The sequence below is a fragment of the Citrobacter sp. Cpo091 genome (assembly GCF_030332645.1).
Taxonomy (GTDB): Bacteria; Pseudomonadota; Gammaproteobacteria; order Enterobacterales; family Enterobacteriaceae; genus Citrobacter; species Citrobacter portucalensis.
In genome coordinates, this window is the sequence record NZ_JAOWHL010000040.1 from 396,184 (window position 1) to 415,462 (window position 19,279).

Here is a 19,279-nt window from a genome sequence, read left to right on the forward strand (position 1 = left end):
CAGCGGCTTCAGTTGAGCGCTTCGGGCCACGGGAATTGTTCCGCCGTAAGTTCAGGCGTGTGATAATAATTCTGTAACGCGTTAATGAAACGCGCCGGACGTTCAGGGATCCCCTTTTCCAGGTACTCCATCACCTGAGCATGAACACGGCGCTGGAATACCACGCGATCCGGTTCAAAGTCCCCTTCCAGATTGTCGCAACTGACGTTAAACGGGTAGCCCGCCGCCATGCAAAACAACCAGTCAAACGCCTGCGGCTTCACTTCCACATCTTCAAACTGGCATTGTGTCTTCGCGTCGCGTCCGTCCGGGCAGTACCAGTAACCGAAATCGACCAGTTCACGACGGGCTTTACCGGCGATGCACCAGTGTGAAATTTCGTGTAACGCACTGGCGTAATAACCATGCGCAAAAACGATACGGTGATACGGTAATTCCGTATCCGCTGGAAGATAGATCGGTTCGTCGTCGCCTTTAATCAGACGGGTATTAAATTCATCGGCAAAGCAGCCGTTAAAAATCTCAATTAACTGTTCGTAGTGATGCGTATTATTCATTAGTTCATCCCCAGCCAGTGGAGAATCTCCTGTCCATGATTATCATAAAGTAGCTTGGCGCTCATCACGGCGGAGACAATAACGATCATTGGCCGAATGAGTTTTTGTCCTTTGCTGAGTACCAGTCGAGAGCCCATCCGTGCGCCAATAAACTGGCCAATGAGCATCACAAAACCTGTCGCCCAAATCACTTTGCCGCCGAGGGCAAACAGCAACAACCCACCGATATTCGATGTGGCATTTAATACTTTGGCGTGGGCCGTCGATTTCGCCAGGTTGTATCCGCACAGCATGACAAAGGCCAGCGCGTAGAATGACCCTGCCGCCGGACCAAAAAAGCCATCGTAAAAGCCGACGCAGCCCCCGGCCACCAGCGCGAAAGGCAAACCGTGCAGTCGGCGCTGTCGGTCCTCTTCCCCGATTTTCGGCATCAACAGAAAGTAAAGGCCAATACAGATAACCAATACTGGCAGGATCTGGCGCAGAACATCTGACTGCACGTGCTGAACCAACAGCGCGCCACTCATTGAGCCGATAAAGGTCATGAAGATATTGAGCTTCTGATCCGCCAGATTAACCACACCACGACGAATAAAATAGAGGGAGGAAGAGATAGATCCCCCGCAGGCTTGCAGCTTATTGGTTGCCAGCGCTTGCGCAGGTGGCATCCCGGCCGCCATCAATGCCGGGATGGTGAGTAGACCACCACCTCCGGCCAGAGAATCAATAAAACCTGCCAGCATCGCCACAAAAAAAAGCACACCTAACAGCAGTGGCGACACCATAAACAGAGAGGCAAAATGATCCATTAGAGTACATGCTCGTCCAGTAGCGCCTGGCAGGAAGGCGGCAACGGCGGCGGTGTCTTCTTCTCAGGCTTGGTGGTTCCAGGTTTTGGAGGTTCGAACCAGCTTTGCAGCTCTGCGCCACAGCCGTCACCCGGTGGCGGTAACGGTTGATCTTCGCACTCAAGGCTGTCGGCAGGGCAACGTAACCGCACGTGCATATGCGCACGATGCTGGAACCACGGCCGCACTTTACGCAACCAGTCCCTGTCGGTCCCTGCATCCAGACAAAGTTGTTGCTTAATCGCCGGATTCACGAAAATACGCGTTACTTCATTATCTTTTGCAGCCAGCCTGATCAGGCTGAAAATCTCCGGTTTCCACAGTGACGGCACAACACGTTTGCCATCCTGTGAGACCAGATCTAACGCCTGCGGCCGCAGCAGTTGCGACTGGGTCCAGCGCGTTTTCGGCAGTTGCAGGAAAATATCCACATCCAGTCCCGTCTGGTGGCTGGCGTGACCGCCATTGAAACGCCCACCGGCCGGCATCCCCATATCGCCGATTAACACCGTGCCCAGTCCCTGACTATTGGCCTGATAACTCAGACGCTGGATAAACCTCACCAGATCCGGATGGCCAAAGTAACGACGCTGATCGGTGCGCATCACCTGATAGTGTTCTGACTGGACAGGCAGCGTATCTGCGCCAACAATACAGCCATTGGAAAACGCGCCGATAGACTGCGCACTTCCTGCAACCGGATGGGTAATTTTCTGCCAGGGCGTCGCCGCCAGACAGGCGGTACTGGCAAACAGAGCCAGCGCCGCAAGTGCCGTTTTTTTCATCTCTTACCAGCGTGGAATATCGGTCTTCACGTCCGCATTTTGCGCCCGCTGACGCAGCAGGTGATCCATCAATACGATCGCCAGCATCGCCTCGGCGATCGGTACGGCGCGGATCCCTACGCACGGATCGTGGCGACCTTTAGTGATCATTTCGACTTCTTCTCCAAAGCGGTTAATAGTGCGCCCAGGAACGGTAATACTGGACGTCGGTTTCAGCGCCATATGAGCAATGATTTGCTGCCCGCTGCTGATCCCGCCCAGAATGCCGCCCGCATGGTTACTCTGGAAACCTTCTTTGGTGATTTCGTCACGGTTCTGACTGCCGCGCAGCGCAACAACGTCAAATCCATCGCCAATCTCAACGCCCTTAACGGCGTTAATGCTCATCAGCGCATGGGCGATGTCGGCATCCAGGCGGTCGAATACAGGTTCGCCGAGACCCGCAGGTACACCGCGTGCAACAACGGTCACCTTCGCTCCGATTGAGTCACCTTCTTTCTTCAGCCCGCGCATCAGTTCGTCCAGCGCTTCGAGTTTATCCGGGTCGGGGCAAAAGAACGGGTTAAGTTCCACCTGGGACCAGTCTTTGATCTCCAGCGGAATATCACCCATCTGCGTCAGGCAGCCGCGGATCTCAACGCCGAATTTTTCCGCCAGATATTTTTTGGCTATAGCTCCGGCCGCCACGCGCATCGCCGTTTCACGTGCGGATGAACGTCCGCCGCCACGGTAGTCGCGCAGGCCATATTTTTGCTCATAGGTATAGTCGGCGTGTCCCGGACGAAAAACGTCCTTAATCGCGCCGTAATCCTGTGAACGCTGATCGGTATTTTCGATCAGCAGGCCAATGCTGGTGCCTGTGGTAACGCCCTCGAACACCCCGGAGAGGATTTTCACCTGATCCGGCTCACGACGCTGCGTAGTGTAGCGCGATGTGCCCGGACGGCGTCTGTCGAGATCGTGCTGCAGGTCAGCTTCTGTCAGAGAAATGCCCGGCGGAACACCATCGACAATACAACCGAGCGCCAGCCCGTGTGATTCGCCGAAAGTGGTTACGCGAAAGAGTTGCCCAATTGTGTTTCCTGCCATCACGGCTCCGTTATGCGTGTTGTGTATGTGCGCGTGTAATTAGTCTTTATAAATGCTGAAGTGCTCGCGAGCAGCAACTAACTGCTCTTTGGTCAGCATGAATACGCCGTCACCTCCGTTGTCGAACTCCAGCCAGGTGAACGGTACATCCGGATATTGCTCTATCAGATGTACCATGCTGTTTCCGACTTCACAAATCAGAATACCGTTATCTGACAGGTAGTCCGGGGCGTTCCCCAGAATGCGGCGGGTAAGTTTCAGCCCATCGCTGCCGGACGCCAGACCCAGCTCAGGTTCGTGACGATATTCGTTTGGCAGATCGGACATATCTTCCGCATCGACATACGGCGGGTTGGTCACAATCAGGTCATACTGGACTTTCAGCAGATCGCGGAACAGATCGGAGCGGATCGGCGTTACGTGATGGATCAGGCCGTGCTCTTCAATGTTGTGTTCGGTCACCGCCAGCGCGTCAGTGGAAATATCCACCGCATCGACTTCGGCTTCCGGGAAAGCATACGCGCAGGCAATGGCAATACAGCCGCTGCCAGTACACATATCGAGGATATGCTGCGGTTGCTCATTAATAAGGCCCGCAAAGCGGTTATTGATAAGCTCGCCAATCGGTGAACGCGGAACCAGCACGCGTTCATCAACATAAAACTCATGCCCGCAGAACCAGGCTTTGTTGGTCAGATAAGCAACCGGAATGCGCTCGTTGACGCGGCGAATCACGCGTTCAACAATACGATGACGCTCGCTGGAGGTCAGACGCGCGGTACGCATATCTTCTGGAATATCCAACGGCAAATAAAGTGACGGCAGCACCAGTTGTACGGCCTCGTCCCATGGGTTATCCGTGCCATGGCCATACCAGATGTTCGCCGCGCTAAAACGGCTGACCGCCCAACGCAACATGTCCTGAATGGTATGCAGTTCACTCACTGCTTCATCGACGAAAATTTTATCCACGTATTCCTCCAGGGCATGCTCGTATTAATTTCGGCGGCTAGTTTGCCACGAAGACGGCGATAAATCAGCATTCACACGGGGCCTGAACGCGAAAATTGCGTTTTAAGCGATCGGATGCCCGCCGAGTCGGGTTAAACTAACGGAAAATAAAAGTTGAGACTCTCGAATGAAAAAGAAAACATCGCTCAGCGAGGAGGATCAGACGCTGTTTCGCCAGCTGATGACCGGCACGCGTAAAATTAAACAGGACACCATCGTTCACCGACCTCCACGTAAAAAAATTGCCGAGGTTCCGGTTAAAAGACTGCTACAGGAGCAGGCTGATGCCAGCCACTATTTCTCGGATGAGTTTCAGCCGCTGCTGAATACGGACGGTCCGGTAAGATACCTGCGCGCCGACGTCAGCCATTTCGAACTGAAGAAAATGCGCCGTGGCGATTACTCTCCGGAGCTGTTTCTCGATCTGCATGGGCTGACCCAGCAACAGGCCAAACAAGAGTTAGGCGCGCTGATTGCCGCCTGTCGCCGTGAGCATGTGTTTTGTGCCTGCGTGATGCATGGCCACGGAAAACATATTCTGAAACAGCAGACGCCGCTCTGGCTGGCCCAGCATCCGCACGTAATGGCCTTTCATCAGGCACCGAAAGAGTACGGTGGCGACGCCGCGCTGCTGGTGCTGATTGAAGTGGAAGAGTGGCTACCGCCCGAACTTCCGTGATGCAAAAAAACAAAAAGAGCCGCATTTGCGGCTCTTTGATTTTCCGGGTGGCGGCTGCGCCTTATCCGATTCCAGACTTTTTAAATCGCTTTTGCCATTTTCAGGTTACACGGGCTCATCTGCCAGTTAAAAGTCCCCTTCCCGCTCTCATCAAGCGTAACGCTGGCAATCGCTGATGTGGTAAACATCGGCGGTGTTTCGCCCGGGCAAAGCTCAGACACCAGATATCCCACTAAAGGCAAGTGAGAGATAACCAGTGCCGTGGCGATACCTTCATTGGCCAGAGCCTGTAAATAGGCGCTGACCAGACCGACATCGCCGCAGGGAGTCAGCTCCGGCAAAACATCCACACCGGTTGGCAGGTTCATACATTCCCCCACCACATCCAGCGTTTGTTCGGCTCGTAGGAACGGGCTCACCAGAACACGTTCGATATCCACTTTTTGACCTTTCAGCCAGTTCGCCATCAGGCGAGATTCGTCACAACCACAAGAGGTTAAGGGACGAACCGAATCACTGGCGGCATCGAGGGCCGCGTCGCCGTGACGCATGATAAAAACTTGCATATTGCACCGCTTTTGTTAACCAGAATCACCACTACCTTTATTCACAGCCCCTATTGGCTGTGGTAACGATATGGTGGCCGGCATTGTGCCTTATCCATTCACCGAATGAAACGCTGTTTTTTACCTCAACGGCGTAAGTATAGTCAATCTCTGTTTACATTTTGAGCGCGACCCATACATTCAGTGCGGATTCATCCTACCTTTGACCTCATGAATTCAGGTCAGTTTCCCCAATATTCCAGAATCTTTCACTGCGTTCCGCCATCTGCAATAACTGCTCACACGGTGTAAACCGCGAGCCGTATTGCGTGGTCAGCCGTTGCAGAACCGCAACCACTTCACCCGCGCCGAGAGAGTCCATATACCTGAACGGGCCGCCGAGGAATGGCGGAAAACCAATACCAAATACAGCGCCGATGTCGCCATCACGTGCGCTGCGGACTATCTTCTCGTCGAAACAACGGGCTGCTTCATTGAGCATTAACATAACGCACCGCTCTGCTATCTGCGCAGCGGTAAGTCGGCCCTGACCCTGGACGCCAATAAGCGTATAAATTGCAGGGTCGACCTGTTTTTTGCTTTTACGCCCTTTCGCACCATAAAGATAGAAACCCCGACCATTTTTTCTACCTTTGCGATCGTCATTCAAAATTGAAGCAACAACATTTGCAGGCGCGCTAAAACGTTCTCCATATGCAGCCTCAAGCACTGGTATAATTTTAGTGCCCGTATCAATTCCGACCTCATCCAAAAGTTGGATTGGCCCAACTGGAAAACCAAACTTAACCAGCGCGGCGTCTATGGTTTCGACCCGCTCGCCTTCGGTCAACATACGAATCGCTTCGTTAATATAAGGCGCTAAAATGCGGTTAACGTAAAAGCCGGCCTTATCTCTGACCACTATCGGCGTTTTGCCCTGTTTTTTCGCTAACTTAACGGTAGTTGCAATCGTCTGCTCAGAGGTCGTGGCATGCGGGATCACTTCGACCAACGGCATTTTTTCCACCGGACTAAAAAAGTGTAAACCAATCACTTGTTCGGGCCTTGCAGCGTTCGCAGCAATATCGCCAATGGGCAAAGATGAGGTGTTAGAAGCAAAAATGGTATGAGGTGCGCAATTTTGCTCAACTTCTGCCACCATCCGTTGTTTTAGCGACAGATCTTCAAACACGGCCTCAATAATTAGATCGCGATGCGCAAAGCCACGGTAGTCGATTGCTCCCGAAATCAGCGCCAGCTGTTTATCGCGTTCGCTGGCTTTGATATGACGGCGGCGAACCTTCGTTTCAAGCTGATCCCAGCTGTACTTCAGCGCGTGGTTGATTCCCTTAGCGTTTATATCTTTGATGCGCACAGGCAAGCCGCCTTTACAGGCCGTCACGTAGGCAATACCGCCGCCCATCAGACCGCCGCCCAAAATACCTACGCTGTTTAGCGGGCCAGGTTTCGCATCACTTCCGGGATCTTTTTTCACATCGGTGTTGGCAAAAAAGATGTGCCGTAGCGCCTGAGACTGGGATGTCATCGCTAGTTCACCAAACGCACGTGCCTCAGCGTCGTAACCGCTACTGCTGCCTTGCGCTAGCCCGGTTTCGATGACCTCAAGGATACGTTCTGTTGCAGGGTAGTTACCTTGCGTTTTTTGCGCCGTCTTTTTACTGGCCATGCGGAACAACAGCGCCCGCCCCAGCGGCCCCGCCAACACTCGCTCTCTCACGGGCAGTGTTCGATGCGCAGAACTGTCCTTTTTAGCCAGTTCAACGGCTGCTTCCAGCAAAATGGAATGCGGTACAACTTCATCCACTAAACCAACTTTCAGCGCCTGTTTTGCGCGTAATTGTTTTCCGGTGAGGATCATATCCAGTGCGGTACTGACGCCAATCAGGCGCGGCAGCCGCTGCGTACCACCGGAGCCGGGCAACAAGCCAAGCTGTACTTCCGGTAAACCCAGTACGGTTTTAACATCATCGGTACAAATACGGTTGTGACACGCCAGCGCCATCTCCAGGCCACCGCCGAGGCATGCGCCATGAATCGCGGCGATAACCGGGATCGGCAAGGCATTAATTTCCGCCATCATCTGCTGCCCCTGACGGGCCAGCGTTTCGGCTTCCTGCGCGCTACGACAGCTACCAATCATGTTGATATCCGCCCCGGCAATGAAGTTATCGGGTTTAGCCGAAATAAACACCACGCCGCGCAATGCTTTGTTATCGCGGATTTGCTTCAGAATGGCCCGTACCTGAGAAGCAAACTCCGCTTTCAGGGTGTTCATTTTCTCTCCGGGCACATCAATGGTGACAACAGCAACGTTATCCAGACGTACGTTTAGTGTAAAAGCCGATGCCATTTCCATTATTCCGCCTCCAGAACCATGGCTGCACCCAAACCACCAGCTGCACAGGCGGTCACTAAACCAAAACCACCGCCACGACGTCGTAACTCATGGAGGGTTTGGGTAATCATGCGCGCACCGGTAGCGGCGAAGGGGTGTCCATAGGCAATCGATCCACCCAGCACGTTAAATTTACTGTCATCAACTTCGCCAGTGGCATGTGCTCTGCCCAGCACGTCGCGGGCAAAACGTTCGCTACCCAACAACTGAAGATTCGCCAGCGTTTGTGCGGCAAAAGCTTCATGCATGTCGATCAGCGTTAAATCTGCCATGGTCAGACCCGCTCTCTCCAGGGCAAGCGGCGTTGACCACGCAGGTCCCAGCAGCATGTCCTGCCAGACATCGATGGCGGTAAAAGCAAAACTACGCAGGTATCCCAGCGGCACCAGCCCCAACTCTTTCGCACGCGACTCCGTCATCACGATCACGGCGGCTGCACCGTCCGTCAGCGGGGTACTGTTTGCTGCGGTGACAGTGCCGTGCTTGCGGTCAAACGCCGGACGTAGTTTGGCGTAATCGGCCAGCGTAGAGTTACCGCGAATATTGTTATCTTCTGAAAAAGGATCTTTAAACGGTGGCGCGTAGGTAGTCATTACCTCATCTGCCAGCTTTCCTTCAGCCCACGCCTGAGCGGCACGCTGATGAGAGCGGTGCGCCAGAGCGTCCTGCTGTTCTCGGGTAATACCATAGGTTTTGGCCATTTGCTCAGCCGTATCCCCCATACGCAAACCGGTGGAATACTCAGCGACGGCTGGCGGCACAGGCATCAGATCACGTAAACGCAGTCGGGAAAAGAGTTTAAGGCGTTGACCGGTAGTCCGGGCCTTATTAACATCCACCAGCACCCGCGCCAGCTTTTTACTAACGCCAATAGGCAAGACTGACGAGGAGTCCGCACCACCCGCAATTCCCGCACGAATAGACCCCGCCATCAGGCTTTCCGCGACATTCGCCACTGCCTGAAAACTGGTCGCGCAGGCTCGGCTTACGCTATAGGCATCCGTATGCACATTCATGCTGGTTCCCAGCACGATTTCACGAGCAATATTTGGCGCTTCAGGCATTTGCACCACCTGACCAAAAACCAGTTGCTCAATCACATCAGCAGGTATTTCGCTGCGCGCCAGCAGCTCACCGACGACCATTTTTCCTAAATCAACGGCGGGAATGCCATGAAACGCGGTAGCCTGACGAGCAAATGGCGTACGCAACCCACTTACAATGGCAATACGGTCGCCCTGGCGGGTAACCAGCGGTAAAGCCTGACTCATAACACTCCCCTGTAAAAAAATAAAATAAGTGGTCTGACCTGATCATAGTCTTAACCAATTTTTTACATTTAGCCAAGCGGAGAGAAAAGAAAGTGGGAGCTAAGACACAGTGAATAATCACTGACAGTTACGAAAAAGCCCTTGCTATCTGATAGCAAGGGCTTTTGCAGAGGGTATTAACGCAGGCCCAGTTGGAAGATCAGCGTTTCAGCTTCACAGGCAAAAACAAAGTCGATATCCAGACGCACACCTTCTGACTCTTCAGTAAAGGTCGAGGTGATTTGGCAAGGCTCAGATTCCACGCCACGCGCCTTTTCGGTCAGAGCAGCCAGCGTTTCTTCTGCCTCTGCGCGGTTCGCGAACACACGGCTGTAGGACGCGGTGCAATCGGAGTTGTCCATGATGGTGCCAACATCCATACAGCAGCAAACCGGGGTTTCATCAGCACTGCATTTACTCATTGTAGATTTCCTCTGTATTCGCACCTGAGGTGCCAGATAAACGATAGGGATATTTTACGCTCCCATTATTCGCCTCTCCAGTCGTTAATTGTATGAAATGCGATAAGTGACCGAAATCACACTTAAAAATGATCTAAAACAAAAATCGCCCAAACAGGTGAGTGCGCACCCCCGCAATTTTGCCAGCTGGATCGCGTTTCTCTGATCAAATTTGAAAATATTTATAAACATACTTGCAACATTCCAGCTGGTCCGACCTATACTCACGCCACTGGTCTGATTTCTAAGTCGTACCTCAGACCCTACACTTCGCGCTCCTGTTACGGCATGTAACATTGTTTGTATAAAAATAAATCTATGAGGTTATGGTCATGAGCCAGAAAACCCTGTTTACAAAGTCTGCTCTCGCAGTCGCAGTGGCAATTATCTCCACACAGGCCTGGTCTGCAGGCTTTCAGTTAAACGAATTTTCTTCCTCTGGCCTTGGCCGGGCATATTCGGGTGAAGGCGCAATTGCAGATGATGCAGGTAACGCCAGTCGTAACCCGGCACTGATTATGATGTTCGATCGCCCTACTTTCTCAGCAGGTGCAATTTTCGTTGACCCGGATGTAGATATTTCCGGTCGCTCGCGTATTGGCAATGACGCCAGCCAGGATAATATCGCCCCAACAGCCTGGATACCGAACGTGCATTTTGTTGCTCCAATTAACGATCAGTTTGGTTGGGGGGCCTCAGTCACCTCTAACTACGGCCTGGCTACGGAGTTTAACAATAATTACACAGCAGGCTCGATGGGCGGGAAAACCGATCTGGAAACGCTCAATCTAAACCTGAGCGGTGCTTATCGCCTGAACAATCATTTTAGCTTCGGTCTCGGTTTAAACGCCGTCTATGCAAAAGCGAAGCTTGAACGCTATGCTGGCGATTTACCACAGCAGATCGTTGCAGGCTCCGGGGGCAGAATTCCTCCATCACTGGCCGCGCAATATCCGGCAGATACACAGATTGCGCGCCTGAAAGGTGACGAGTGGGGCTTCGGTTGGAATGCTGGCCTTCTTTATGAAGTAGATAAAGATAACCGCTACGGTTTCACCTACCGTTCTGAAGTAAAAATTGACTTCAACGGTGATTACCGCAGCAATCTGCCATCAATGGACCGTATTCCTGCGCAGTTGCGTCCGGTGTTCGCGAGCCTGCCAGCAGGAACCAACGGCAGCACGATCGATGGTTCACTTGATCTGAACCTGCCAGAAATGTGGGAGTTTTCAGGCTATAACCGCGTTGCACCACAGTGGGCGGTTCACTACAGCATGGCTTATACCAGCTGGAGTCAGTTCCAGGAGCTGAAAGCAAAAGGCAACAACGGCCAAACCTTGTTCTATAAAGAAGAAGGCTTCAAAGACTCCTATCGCATCGCGCTCGGTACTACCTATTACTATGATGATACCTGGACGTTCCGTACCGGTATCGCCTTTGATGATAGCCCGGTTCCGGCAAACCGTCGTTCCATCTCTATTCCGGATCAGGACCGCTTCTGGCTGAGCGCGGGTACAACCTACGCCTTTAATAAGGATGCATCGTTGGATGTTGGCATCTCTTATATGCACGGTCAGAAAGTGAAATTCGAAGAAGGCCCATACTCCTTTGAATCTGAAGGGAAAGCCTGGTTGTACGGTATGAACTTGAACTACGCATTCTGATTTTCTTCAGACGTAAAAAAGGTGAGCTTTTTAGCTCACCTTTTTATTTGCCCAATTCCTTACTCAGAATCGATCTCTTTTAAATCATCCTGAATATCTTTCGCGTTCGGGTTTTCTTCTGGTTTGAGTTTCCCGCCGTTCGCAATAAAGTCATGACGCTGGAAGTAAGCTTCACGCACCATGATGTAAGGATCGGAAGACTGACGCAGCAGACCGTCAGAGTCGAGCAATTGCGCGCGAGTTTCAATCCCTTCAACCGTCCATTTGCCTATCGACAACGGCCAGGTCAGCCAGGACAGTACCGGATACAGCGTATCGACCATATCACCACCGTCATCACGCAGCGTGAAACTACCGTAGAACGGAAGCTGCATATACGGCCCGTAACCAACATCATAGTGGCCTAACGTACTGCCAAAGCGGTGTGGTTCAACGCGCTGCAACTTCGGATTAGCCATACCTGCCACATCGATAAAGCCGCCCATACCTAACAGGGTATTCAGGAAGAAACGGGTAAAGTGCACCATCCCCTGATAAGGATCGCCTTGCAGGAAATAGTTGACCATGACGGCCGGCTCTTCAAGGTTCCCCGTAAAGTTGCTTAAACCATTACGCGCCGGCTGCGGAACATAGTCACGCCAGGCAACAGCTACGGGTCTAACAACGTATGGATCTAAAACATTAAAGTTGAAGTTGTACATGGTGCGGTTGAACCCTTCAAATGGGTCCGAACGCCCCTGCTGTTCAGTACCGGAGCTCGCACACCCCACCAAAAGTGTGGTTCCCAGCGCAAGCGCCGACAGGCGAAGCTTCATAAGTGTCTCCCTGTGTTTTATGGCTATCGCTGATTGCCATCCATGACGGAACGATGACGTATCCGCCTGTTTAGATGTGAGCGATTGTAACAGCACGTCAAATGATGTCTATATACCCTGTCTTACTGATTTGATCATAGCCTGGTAATGCGCACTCCGCGGCGGTTCTATTCTAACTAACCCGATAAAAACAAACGTTACTATTTTTGCTATCTCAGACTTTCTCCCGCTGATTTTCAGACAAAAGCCGCTACGCTTTAGCAATACGTGCTTATTCAGGATTCGGCTATGAATGACATCAAGAAAGATAAGATTGATCGACACAGCGACGAACTCGAGGTGGAAAGCGATGAAAAGCTTACAGGGAAAAAGATAGAGCTTGATGAGGACAGACTCCCCTCCCGCGCCATGGCAATCCATGAACATATTCGCCAGGATGGGGAGAAAGAGATGGAGCGTGACGCGATGGCGCTACTGTGGTCAGCCATCGCAGCAGGACTGTCGATGGGCGCCTCGCTACTGGCAAAAGGGATTTTTCACGTACAGCTGGAAGGTGTGCCAGGGGGATTTTTACTCGAGAACCTCGGTTATACCTTCGGCTTTATTATTGTCATTATGGCCCGCCAGCAACTCTTTACCGAAAATACCGTCACCGCTGTACTGCCGGTGATGCAAAACCCTACCCTCGGCAATTTTGGCCTGTTGATGCGCCTGTGGAGCGTGGTTCTGCTGGGTAATATTATTGGCACCGGGGTTGCCGCATGGGCGTTTGAACATATGCCGATTTTTGATGAAGAGACCCGCGATGCCTTCGTGAAAATTGGTATGGATGTGATGAAAAATACGCCAACAGAGATGTTTTCCAACGCCATCATTTCCGGCTGGTTAATTGCCACCATGGTGTGGATGTTCCCCGCCGCCGGAGCGGCAAAAATTGTGGTCATTATTCTGATGACCTGGCTGATTGCGTTAGGTGATACCACGCATATCGTCGTCGGCTCGGTGGAAATTCTCTATTTGGTCTTTAATGGCACGCTGCACTGGAGTGATTTTTTCTGGCCCTTTGCGCTACCAACGCTCGCCGGGAATATCTGTGGCGGAACGTTTATTTTCGCGCTAATGAGCCATGCGCAGATCCGCAATGATATGAGCAACAAACGCAAGGAAGAAGCCAGGTTGCAAGCAAAGCGTGATGAGCAAAAGCAGAAAAACCAGAAAAAACAGGCCTGAATGGTGACTGTTTGAGCAGTCGGGCGGCCTGAGACTTACCGTTGTGAGTAAAAAACGCTATACTCGTGCCGCTTCGTCCCCTTAGTTAAATGGATATAACGAGCCCCTCCTAAGGGCTAGTTGCAGGTTCGATTCCTGCAGGGGACACCATTTCTTCGTTACCCGCCATTTCCTCTCATTACCAAAATCCCTGATATCACTGCCATACAAACATTTCGACGTTACCACACATTACTCAACATGAATTAACTACGCCAAACTTTTGCGGGCATATTGTGGGCATACAGAAAAATGACCATGGATTTATGCCCGCATGCTTACGGTAAAGCAAATCGACGCAGCAAAGCCTGCGGAAAAATCATATCGCCTGGCAGATGCCGGAGGACTATTCCTGTTCGTTCCCCCGTCAGGTAAAAAGGTGTGGCGCATGCGTTACCGGTTCGACGGTAAGGAAAAAACGCTGGTTATTGGGCCATACCCGCAAATACCTCTCACAGAGGCCAGGTCAAAACAGTCAGAAGCAAAAATGAAGTTGCTGGCAGGTGTTGACCCGGCAGAACAAAAGCAAGCTATAAAGAAGAAAGAGAAAGAAGCTGTAACTGATTCGTTCGATGACATTTTCCATGAATGGCATGCTCACAAATCAAAGGAATGGTCGAAAGGATATGCTGACGAGATGATGAGCATGTTCACAGATGACATACTGCCGATCATCGATTATTTACACATGGAGGAAGTCGAGCCAATGACTTTGTTGAAGGTCATCCGGCTGTTCGAGGACAGGGGCGCAATGGAGCGTGCTGATAAAGCCAGGCGCAGATGTGGTGAGGTTTTCAGTTATGCGATCGTAACTGGAAGAGCTAAATACAATCCGTCTCCAGACCTTGCTGGGGCTATAAAGGGATATCGCAAGAACAACTACCCCTTTCTTCCCATGCATCGCATACATGAATTCCAGCGATCCCTGAATGCTTATGGCGGCTGGATTGTAATGAAGATAGCAGCACAGGTATTGCACTATACAGCCATGCGGACCGTGGAAATGAGATCGCTGGCATGGTCAGGAATAGATTATGAGAACAAGATAATCCATATCGATCCATCGGTAATGAAAGGTCGCAGGCTTCACATCATCCCTATGTCAGATCAGGTTGTTGAGCTATTCAAAGTATTGCAGCATATAACTGGTCAGTATTCGCTTTGCTTCCCGGGAAGAAACGACAGGAAGAAGCCAATCAGCGAAAACGCTGTTCTTGGGGTTATTCGCAGCATTGGCTATGAAGGACAAACAAGCGGCCACGGATTCAGGCACCAGTTCAGCACCGTACTAAACGAGAAGCACTGAAATAGTGACGCAATAGAAATGCAGTTGGCACACGCAAGTGGTGGGACCCGCTCTGTGAATAACCACGCTGAATATCTGGATACGCGATGTGAAATGATGCAGTGGTGGGCTGACTGGCTTGATGAGAAGGTATCATAGGGAAGTGACACAAAGCCTTGCAAACCGATGCAAAGCTTTGTGTGTCCCGTTTTTGTCTCAACTCACTTACCGTTATTTTCTTCGAAAAGTTGATAGTACAGATGAGCTCGTTTTTCACCATCGCCTTTTTCTGAAAACATATCTGATACAATATAATTCTGGTATGGAACAAACGGTATCGATGCATCAGTAGACATCAACTTGTAAACGGATAGCATGCTTAGAGTTACCACAGAAAAATAAACTATAATTCTGTTTCTAATAATTAAATTTTTTAGTATTTTGTACACCAGCACTGCCTGAATAAAGCCGGTTATGTATAATATCCTGTTCCATATTAGAGCGAAGTCAAAAAGCAACGTCTGCGTTGCTATAAGCACAAAAAGCGCTGATAAAAATATATTACCAGATAAATCATTCCTGTTTACAACCTTGCGAGAGTAAAAGAATAAAACACAGTTTGTAAAAGCAAAAAGAATTGCGCCAAATGACTTTTCGGATGCACCAAATGTTACATATATTGATAATTTATTAGATATAAAAGGTATACCTAGAGATGATATAAAATTTACAGCAAACTGACCAATTCCTGCAGGTGAAATAAGATAGAAAGCAAAAAATGCTGGAACAAAAACTGAAGATCGTTTTATTAAGTAAGAGAATACTCTATTAAAGTAAATAAATGAATACATTATAGCAGAGTATTGAAATAGAACGGCAACCATCATAAACATGAATGACGATTTATTCTTATCATCAATCCGTTTCATAATGGCAATCATTGTCATTGATACTGCCAGTGACTGCCTTATGGTTCCCATCCACATTGGAAGGAGTGCCCAGCAAAAAACGAATGCAAAGCAAAACGTTGTGCTTGCGTTGAAATATCTAAAAAACTTGAATGCACATATTATGTTTATAGTTGCAATAACAAATAGAAGCAACTGGAAATCACCAGCACGAGATATAATATAGTTTAGAAGATAATAAAATGGCTCCATGCTAACTGTTTCTCCAGTTAGCGCCATAAAATCACTTGCCTTTACAGCATTAAAATACTGCTGGTATACCATCCAGTCAAATCCAGTCTCATACCTGAATGCAAAGAATATAAATATTATTACTGTAGAAAATAGTAAGCCAACCCCAGATTCAATCCCTCCAATAACTCTTGGCGTTGATAAAATCCACAGAACCAATGCAGTTAGTAAGTAAAATCCCATAATGTGAGCCCTAAATTTTATAGGACTCACATTTTACTTGAATAATATTGTTTTGCAACGCGAGGTGCTACTCTGGATAGGCTGCCAGGTACTGGGTTGCCGCATCACATGATAGCGTACTTCCTGGTTTAAAAGACAGCGCGGTGGTTGTAATTCCACTAAGTGGGTTACCATTTACTGAAATTCCTGATGACGATACAGAAACCAATAACTTGAATGGATATTTATTCAGAATGCTAGTTCCAGGTGCCTCTATCGCCACAGGCATAGAGTGTCCAACTGGCCTCGGTTGTGAACAATCATCCTGTTCTTTGATGCAGCAGAGTTAGCAGCAATGGAGAATGATGCTGATGCCCCAGTTACGTCCTGGCAATCTATGTGATAGAAATCACAATCAGCACCGATGTTAATCCCCACAGCCGCTTGTGGCTGCATTCCCTCACCAGGGTAACTCCTGTTATATGATCCACCTATAATCCTGAAACCCTAGACCTACCACTAAACGAAGCACACGATCCTCCAGCATTCTTGTGATTAAAACCTATAGCATCAACTTCATTGAAAACGATATTTCATGCATTTTGTGCAGCGTAGAAAATGGCCCCAAGACCAAAATCACCCACTCAACGTCCATCTGGACGAAAGTATTGATGAGGCTGTTCAGGACAGTATTGTCGATCGATAGCAGAGCATCAGAAGCTGACATGCTCCTAGTAATGATGCCGGTTAAGGCATTGGACGCATTACCGGCCAGTGCATCAAATGACGCCGCCAGCGCTTCATTGCCTGCGCTCTGGTTGCGAAAGATCTCCCACTGGGCAGCGATGCGCGCCTGCTCGTATTCCTTGTCAGCGCTAGCACGTAACATAAGTGCGTTCTGATGAGTGATAAGCCCCTGCTGCTCGAATGCCTGAATAAGCGCGAGTTTTCTGGCATTCTCGTTCGCCAGTTGCTGAACAGGGTCTACGCTACCGAACGCATCTTGCTGTGGAGTTACCGCCTGCAGGGACACCATAAATTCTTATGCTCCCCGTTATAATTCCTTCATTTACCAGTCAGTTCATCCCTGTGCCAGGCGATAAAAAGGCACATTCCTCACTGTTGCAGTAAGATTGTCGGACACCATTGTCTGCTTTGTCGCTATCCGCATCCCTGCTTTTCTCAGCCTCAACACATCAGCGGCAATACGCTGGCTGCCAAACCAGAAAAGCCCGTCCAGCGCAGTAACATCAAGGCCCGATTCCAGTGCCAGCTTCAGACGTTCACGCGGCGCTTTTACTGTTTTAGCAATCTGCTGATATGGCGCTTCGCTTGAACCTGCAGGACTAATGCGCCGGATGCGATGTGACAGGTGGTACTGAAATTCATCCGGGATCCCGCCGAGACTCGCTTTCAGGCTGTAAACACAGCCAAAGCGTTTGCCGTTAAAGATGACGTTTTTCTGACTAAGCTGCAGCTCTTCACGCACACTGGCAATCAGTTGCGGGGTACGGAGTAATAACAGGCGGAAAGGCAGCTCAAAGCTGGTCACGTAGTCCACATTCAATAAAGCAATACGCAGACGTTCTTGGGGCCCCGCCTTCATTTCCCGGCATTCAGCAATAACATCAGCCCACTGGCCGGTAAGACGGGAACACTCTCTCGCCTCAGTAAAACTGTATTTTTCAGCCTGATAATCAATACGCTCGGTCACACTGAATTCCCTTCTGGCCAGATTTCGGTATTGGTTGCTCACTTTACCACCGACAGGCTGCAGGCATTGTCAGTGGAATGAGAGAAACTTCTGCGGAAACGCTTCATTATTTGGTAAATCAATCATTAAAAATATTTTATGACTAAAATCAATTCACATGAATTATGACTATTGAAATATAGCTATGATTAATTTTTAGCCTACTCATCAGGGAAGCTACTCCCAAGCAGGCTGGTTAATACCGGTAACAATAAAAATTACCGGTGACATTGTCCGAAATGATTCATCGCCTAGAAAAAAGGAATTTATTCATATGATCAGAATCAAGACCTGTATCGCTACCTTGACCCTATGTACCTTACTAACTACTCCCGCATGGGGAGACACGCAATCGCCGATACGGCTGGTGATCCATGGTGGTGCCGGTACTATTACAAAAGATACCATCACACCAGAACAAGAAAAGCAGTATACAGAAAAACTCACTGAAGCTCTGAATGCTGGCTATGCCGTTTTGAATAAAGGCGGTAGCAGCCTGGAAGCCGTTCAGAAAGCGATTAATGTTATGGAGGATTCCCCTCTCTTCAACGCAGGTAAAGGCGCCGTGTTTACCCACGATGGCCGCAATGAACTGGATGCGTCCATTATGGACGGGAAAAGCCGAAAAGCCGGTGCCGTTGCCGGTGTAACCACTGTTAAAAACCCAATTAATGCGGCGTATGCCGTTATGACGCAAAGTCCACATGTTCTCATGGTCTCGACAGGCGCGGATACCTTTGCAAAAGAACAGGGACTCGCAATCGTTGATCCGGCTTATTTCAAAACTGATTTTCGCTGGCAGCAATTACAGAATGCAATTAAAAAAGAAAAAGTGCTCCTGGATCACGACGGAAAGAGCGCAGCTCTGTTTGCTGATCCGATGATGTATGACTATAAATATGGCACTGTCGGTGCTGTTGCACTGGATAAAGAAGGTAATCTGGCTGCCGGAACGTCTACAGGCGGAATGACCAACAAACGTTACGGACGAGTAGGAGATTCACCTATCATTGGCGCAGGTAATTATGCCGACAATGAAACCGTGGCGGTATCCGCAACCGGTTCAGGAGAAATGTTTATCCGCACGCTTACCGCTTATAACATTGCAGCCCAAGTGAAATACCGCAATATCCCTTTAAAGGACGCAGCACAGAATGCCCTGGATGAAGTTAAGGCGCTGAATGGCAGCGGTGGGGTTATTGTGCTTGATAAAGCAGGTAATTACACCATGTCCTTCAACTCTGAAGGGATGTACCGGGGAACCATAGGTAATGACGGAAAACCTGTTGTAGCCATTTATCGTTAATGATGTTTCCCCGCCATAAAGGCGGGGATGCTCTGTGACTCACGTCAGTCCCTTTCTCTTTTCAACAACCTCCCCTCGAATACCTACAGGAAGAAATTACCAGGATGACCGACGCCATAAGTTGC

16 protein-coding genes, 1 tRNA gene and 2 pseudogenes are annotated in these 19,279 nt (G+C 49.9%); 6 read left to right on the top strand and 13 right to left on the bottom strand.

Annotated features, from left to right (window positions below):
* Window positions 1–8: 8 nt before the first annotated feature.
* The 5 genes from OGY04_RS20780 to prmB are packed head-to-tail and all read right to left on the bottom strand — an operon-like array spanning window position 9 to window position 4,251.
* Window positions 9–557: an elongation factor P hydroxylase gene (locus OGY04_RS20780; RefSeq protein WP_008785365.1), complete on the bottom strand. Its 549-nt coding sequence runs from the start codon at window positions 555–557 to the stop codon at window positions 9–11.
* Window positions 557–1,366: a sulfite exporter TauE/SafE family protein gene (locus OGY04_RS20785; protein ID WP_003834821.1), complete on the bottom strand. Its 810-nt coding sequence runs from the start codon at window positions 1,364–1,366 to the stop codon at window positions 557–559. Before OGY04_RS20785 ends, OGY04_RS20780 begins: the two co-directional genes overlap by 1 nt.
* A complete protein-coding gene (gene mepA / locus OGY04_RS20790; protein ID WP_032944099.1) occupies window positions 1,366–2,190 on the bottom strand; it encodes a penicillin-insensitive murein endopeptidase in 825 nt (274 codons plus the stop codon). Before mepA ends, OGY04_RS20785 begins: the two co-directional genes overlap by 1 nt.
* Before the next feature lie 3 nt (window positions 2,191–2,193).
* A complete protein-coding gene (aroC, locus tag OGY04_RS20795; RefSeq protein ID WP_003834825.1) occupies window positions 2,194–3,279 on the bottom strand; it encodes a chorismate synthase in 1,086 nt (361 codons plus the stop codon).
* 39 nt (window positions 3,280–3,318) lie between these two features.
* Complete coding sequence (prmB, locus tag OGY04_RS20800) at window positions 3,319–4,251, bottom strand: 50S ribosomal protein L3 N(5)-glutamine methyltransferase (protein ID WP_003028173.1); 933 nt, start codon at window positions 4,249–4,251, stop codon at window positions 3,319–3,321.
* A 166-nt stretch (window positions 4,252–4,417) separates the two neighbouring features.
* On the opposite strand from prmB, the gene smrB reads away from it, so the two are divergent.
* A complete protein-coding gene (gene smrB, locus OGY04_RS20805) occupies window positions 4,418–4,969 on the top strand; it encodes an endonuclease SmrB (protein ID WP_003839296.1) in 552 nt (183 codons plus the stop codon).
* Window positions 4,970–5,049: 80 nt separating this feature from the next.
* On the opposite strand, the gene sixA is transcribed toward smrB, so the two are convergent.
* The 4 genes from sixA to OGY04_RS20825 form a co-directional block, all read right to left on the bottom strand.
* Complete coding sequence (gene sixA / locus OGY04_RS20810) at window positions 5,050–5,535, bottom strand: phosphohistidine phosphatase SixA (RefSeq protein ID WP_003028179.1); 486 nt, start codon at window positions 5,533–5,535, stop codon at window positions 5,050–5,052.
* A gap of 208 nt (window positions 5,536–5,743) precedes the next feature.
* Complete coding sequence (fadJ, locus tag OGY04_RS20815) at window positions 5,744–7,891, bottom strand: fatty acid oxidation complex subunit alpha FadJ (protein WP_167820166.1); 2,148 nt, start codon at window positions 7,889–7,891, stop codon at window positions 5,744–5,746.
* Entirely contained in the window at window positions 7,891–9,201 is a 1,311-nt protein-coding gene (fadI, locus tag OGY04_RS20820) for an acetyl-CoA C-acyltransferase FadI (protein ID WP_167820167.1), read from the bottom strand. The genes fadJ and fadI overlap by 1 nt, the downstream gene beginning before the upstream one ends.
* Window positions 9,202–9,377: 176 nt before the next feature.
* A complete protein-coding gene (locus OGY04_RS20825; RefSeq protein ID WP_003834838.1) occupies window positions 9,378–9,662 on the bottom strand; it encodes a YfcZ/YiiS family protein in 285 nt (94 codons plus the stop codon).
* 371 nt (window positions 9,663–10,033) lie between these two features.
* On the opposite strand from OGY04_RS20825, the gene fadL reads away from it, so the two are divergent.
* Entirely contained in the window at window positions 10,034–11,365 is a 1,332-nt protein-coding gene (gene fadL, locus OGY04_RS20830; protein ID WP_020996688.1) for a long-chain fatty acid transporter FadL, read from the top strand.
* Between the two features lie 59 nt (window positions 11,366–11,424).
* Here the strand turns inward: fadL and mlaA are convergent, their stop codons facing one another.
* The gene (mlaA, locus tag OGY04_RS20835; RefSeq protein WP_003028190.1) at window positions 11,425–12,180 is read right to left on the bottom strand and encodes a phospholipid-binding lipoprotein MlaA; all 756 of its coding nucleotides are present in this window, start codon (window positions 12,178–12,180) and stop codon (window positions 11,425–11,427) included.
* 288 nt (window positions 12,181–12,468) lie between these two features.
* On the opposite strand from mlaA, the gene OGY04_RS20840 reads away from it, so the two are divergent.
* The 3 genes and pseudogenes from OGY04_RS20840 to OGY04_RS20850 all read left to right on the top strand — a co-directional run bounded on the left by OGY04_RS20840 (window position 12,469) and on the right by OGY04_RS20850 (window position 14,893).
* A complete protein-coding gene (locus OGY04_RS20840) occupies window positions 12,469–13,410 on the top strand; it encodes a formate/nitrite transporter family protein (RefSeq protein ID WP_003834842.1) in 942 nt (313 codons plus the stop codon).
* Window positions 13,411–13,485: 75 nt separating this feature from the next.
* Window positions 13,486–13,560 (top strand) — tRNA-Arg (locus OGY04_RS20845).
* 163 nt (window positions 13,561–13,723) lie between these two features.
* Window positions 13,724–14,893: pseudogene (locus OGY04_RS20850) on the top strand (tyrosine-type recombinase/integrase).
* Window positions 14,894–14,955: 62 nt separating this feature from the next.
* On the opposite strand, the gene OGY04_RS20855 reads toward OGY04_RS20850, so the two are convergent.
* From OGY04_RS20855 to OGY04_RS20865, 3 genes and pseudogenes are all read right to left on the bottom strand, one after another.
* Window positions 14,956–16,116, bottom strand: coding sequence for an EpsG family protein (locus tag OGY04_RS20855; RefSeq protein WP_081364666.1), 1,161 nt, complete (start codon window positions 16,114–16,116; stop codon window positions 14,956–14,958).
* A 616-nt stretch (window positions 16,117–16,732) separates the two neighbouring features.
* Window positions 16,733–17,119, bottom strand: a pseudogene (locus tag OGY04_RS20860) (tail protein (tape measure)); the annotation flags it as partial.
* Window positions 17,120–17,176: 57 nt separating this feature from the next.
* Complete coding sequence (locus OGY04_RS20865) at window positions 17,177–17,809, bottom strand: ECs1377 family protein (protein WP_048234804.1); 633 nt, start codon at window positions 17,807–17,809, stop codon at window positions 17,177–17,179.
* A 313-nt stretch (window positions 17,810–18,122) separates the two neighbouring features.
* On the opposite strand from OGY04_RS20865, the gene OGY04_RS20870 reads away from it, so the two are divergent.
* Window positions 18,123–19,154 (top strand): isoaspartyl peptidase/L-asparaginase family protein, encoded by a 1,032-nt coding sequence (locus tag OGY04_RS20870; RefSeq protein ID WP_048234803.1) that lies wholly within the window; start codon window positions 18,123–18,125, stop codon window positions 19,152–19,154.
* Window positions 19,155–19,279 lie beyond the last annotated feature (125 nt).

Coding starts and splice junctions, on each gene's coding strand:
- OGY04_RS20780 (WP_008785365.1), bottom strand. CDS start 557: ATGAATAATACGCATCACTACGAACAGTTAATTGAGATTTTTAACGGC.
- OGY04_RS20785 (WP_003834821.1), bottom strand. CDS start 1,366: ATGGATCATTTTGCCTCTCTGTTTATGGTGTCGCCACTGCTGTTAGGT.
- mepA (WP_032944099.1), bottom strand. CDS start 2,190: ATGAAAAAAACGGCACTTGCGGCGCTGGCTCTGTTTGCCAGTACCGCC.
- aroC (WP_003834825.1), bottom strand. CDS start 3,279: ATGGCAGGAAACACAATTGGGCAACTCTTTCGCGTAACCACTTTCGGC.
- smrB (WP_003839296.1), top strand. CDS start 4,418: ATGAAAAAGAAAACATCGCTCAGCGAGGAGGATCAGACGCTGTTTCGC.
- sixA (WP_003028179.1), bottom strand. CDS start 5,535: ATGCAAGTTTTTATCATGCGTCACGGCGACGCGGCCCTCGATGCCGCC.
- fadJ (WP_167820166.1), bottom strand. CDS start 7,891: ATGGAAATGGCATCGGCTTTTACACTAAACGTACGTCTGGATAACGTT.
- fadI (WP_167820167.1), bottom strand. CDS start 9,201: ATGAGTCAGGCTTTACCGCTGGTTACCCGCCAGGGCGACCGTATTGCC.
- OGY04_RS20825 (WP_003834838.1), bottom strand. CDS start 9,662: ATGAGTAAATGCAGTGCTGATGAAACCCCGGTTTGCTGCTGTATGGAT.
- fadL (WP_020996688.1), top strand. CDS start 10,034: ATGAGCCAGAAAACCCTGTTTACAAAGTCTGCTCTCGCAGTCGCAGTG.
- mlaA (WP_003028190.1), bottom strand. CDS start 12,180: ATGAAGCTTCGCCTGTCGGCGCTTGCGCTGGGAACCACACTTTTGGTG.
- OGY04_RS20840 (WP_003834842.1), top strand. CDS start 12,469: ATGAATGACATCAAGAAAGATAAGATTGATCGACACAGCGACGAACTC.
- OGY04_RS20855 (WP_081364666.1), bottom strand. CDS start 16,116: ATGGGATTTTACTTACTAACTGCATTGGTTCTGTGGATTTTATCAACG.
- OGY04_RS20870 (WP_048234803.1), top strand. CDS start 18,123: ATGATCAGAATCAAGACCTGTATCGCTACCTTGACCCTATGTACCTTA.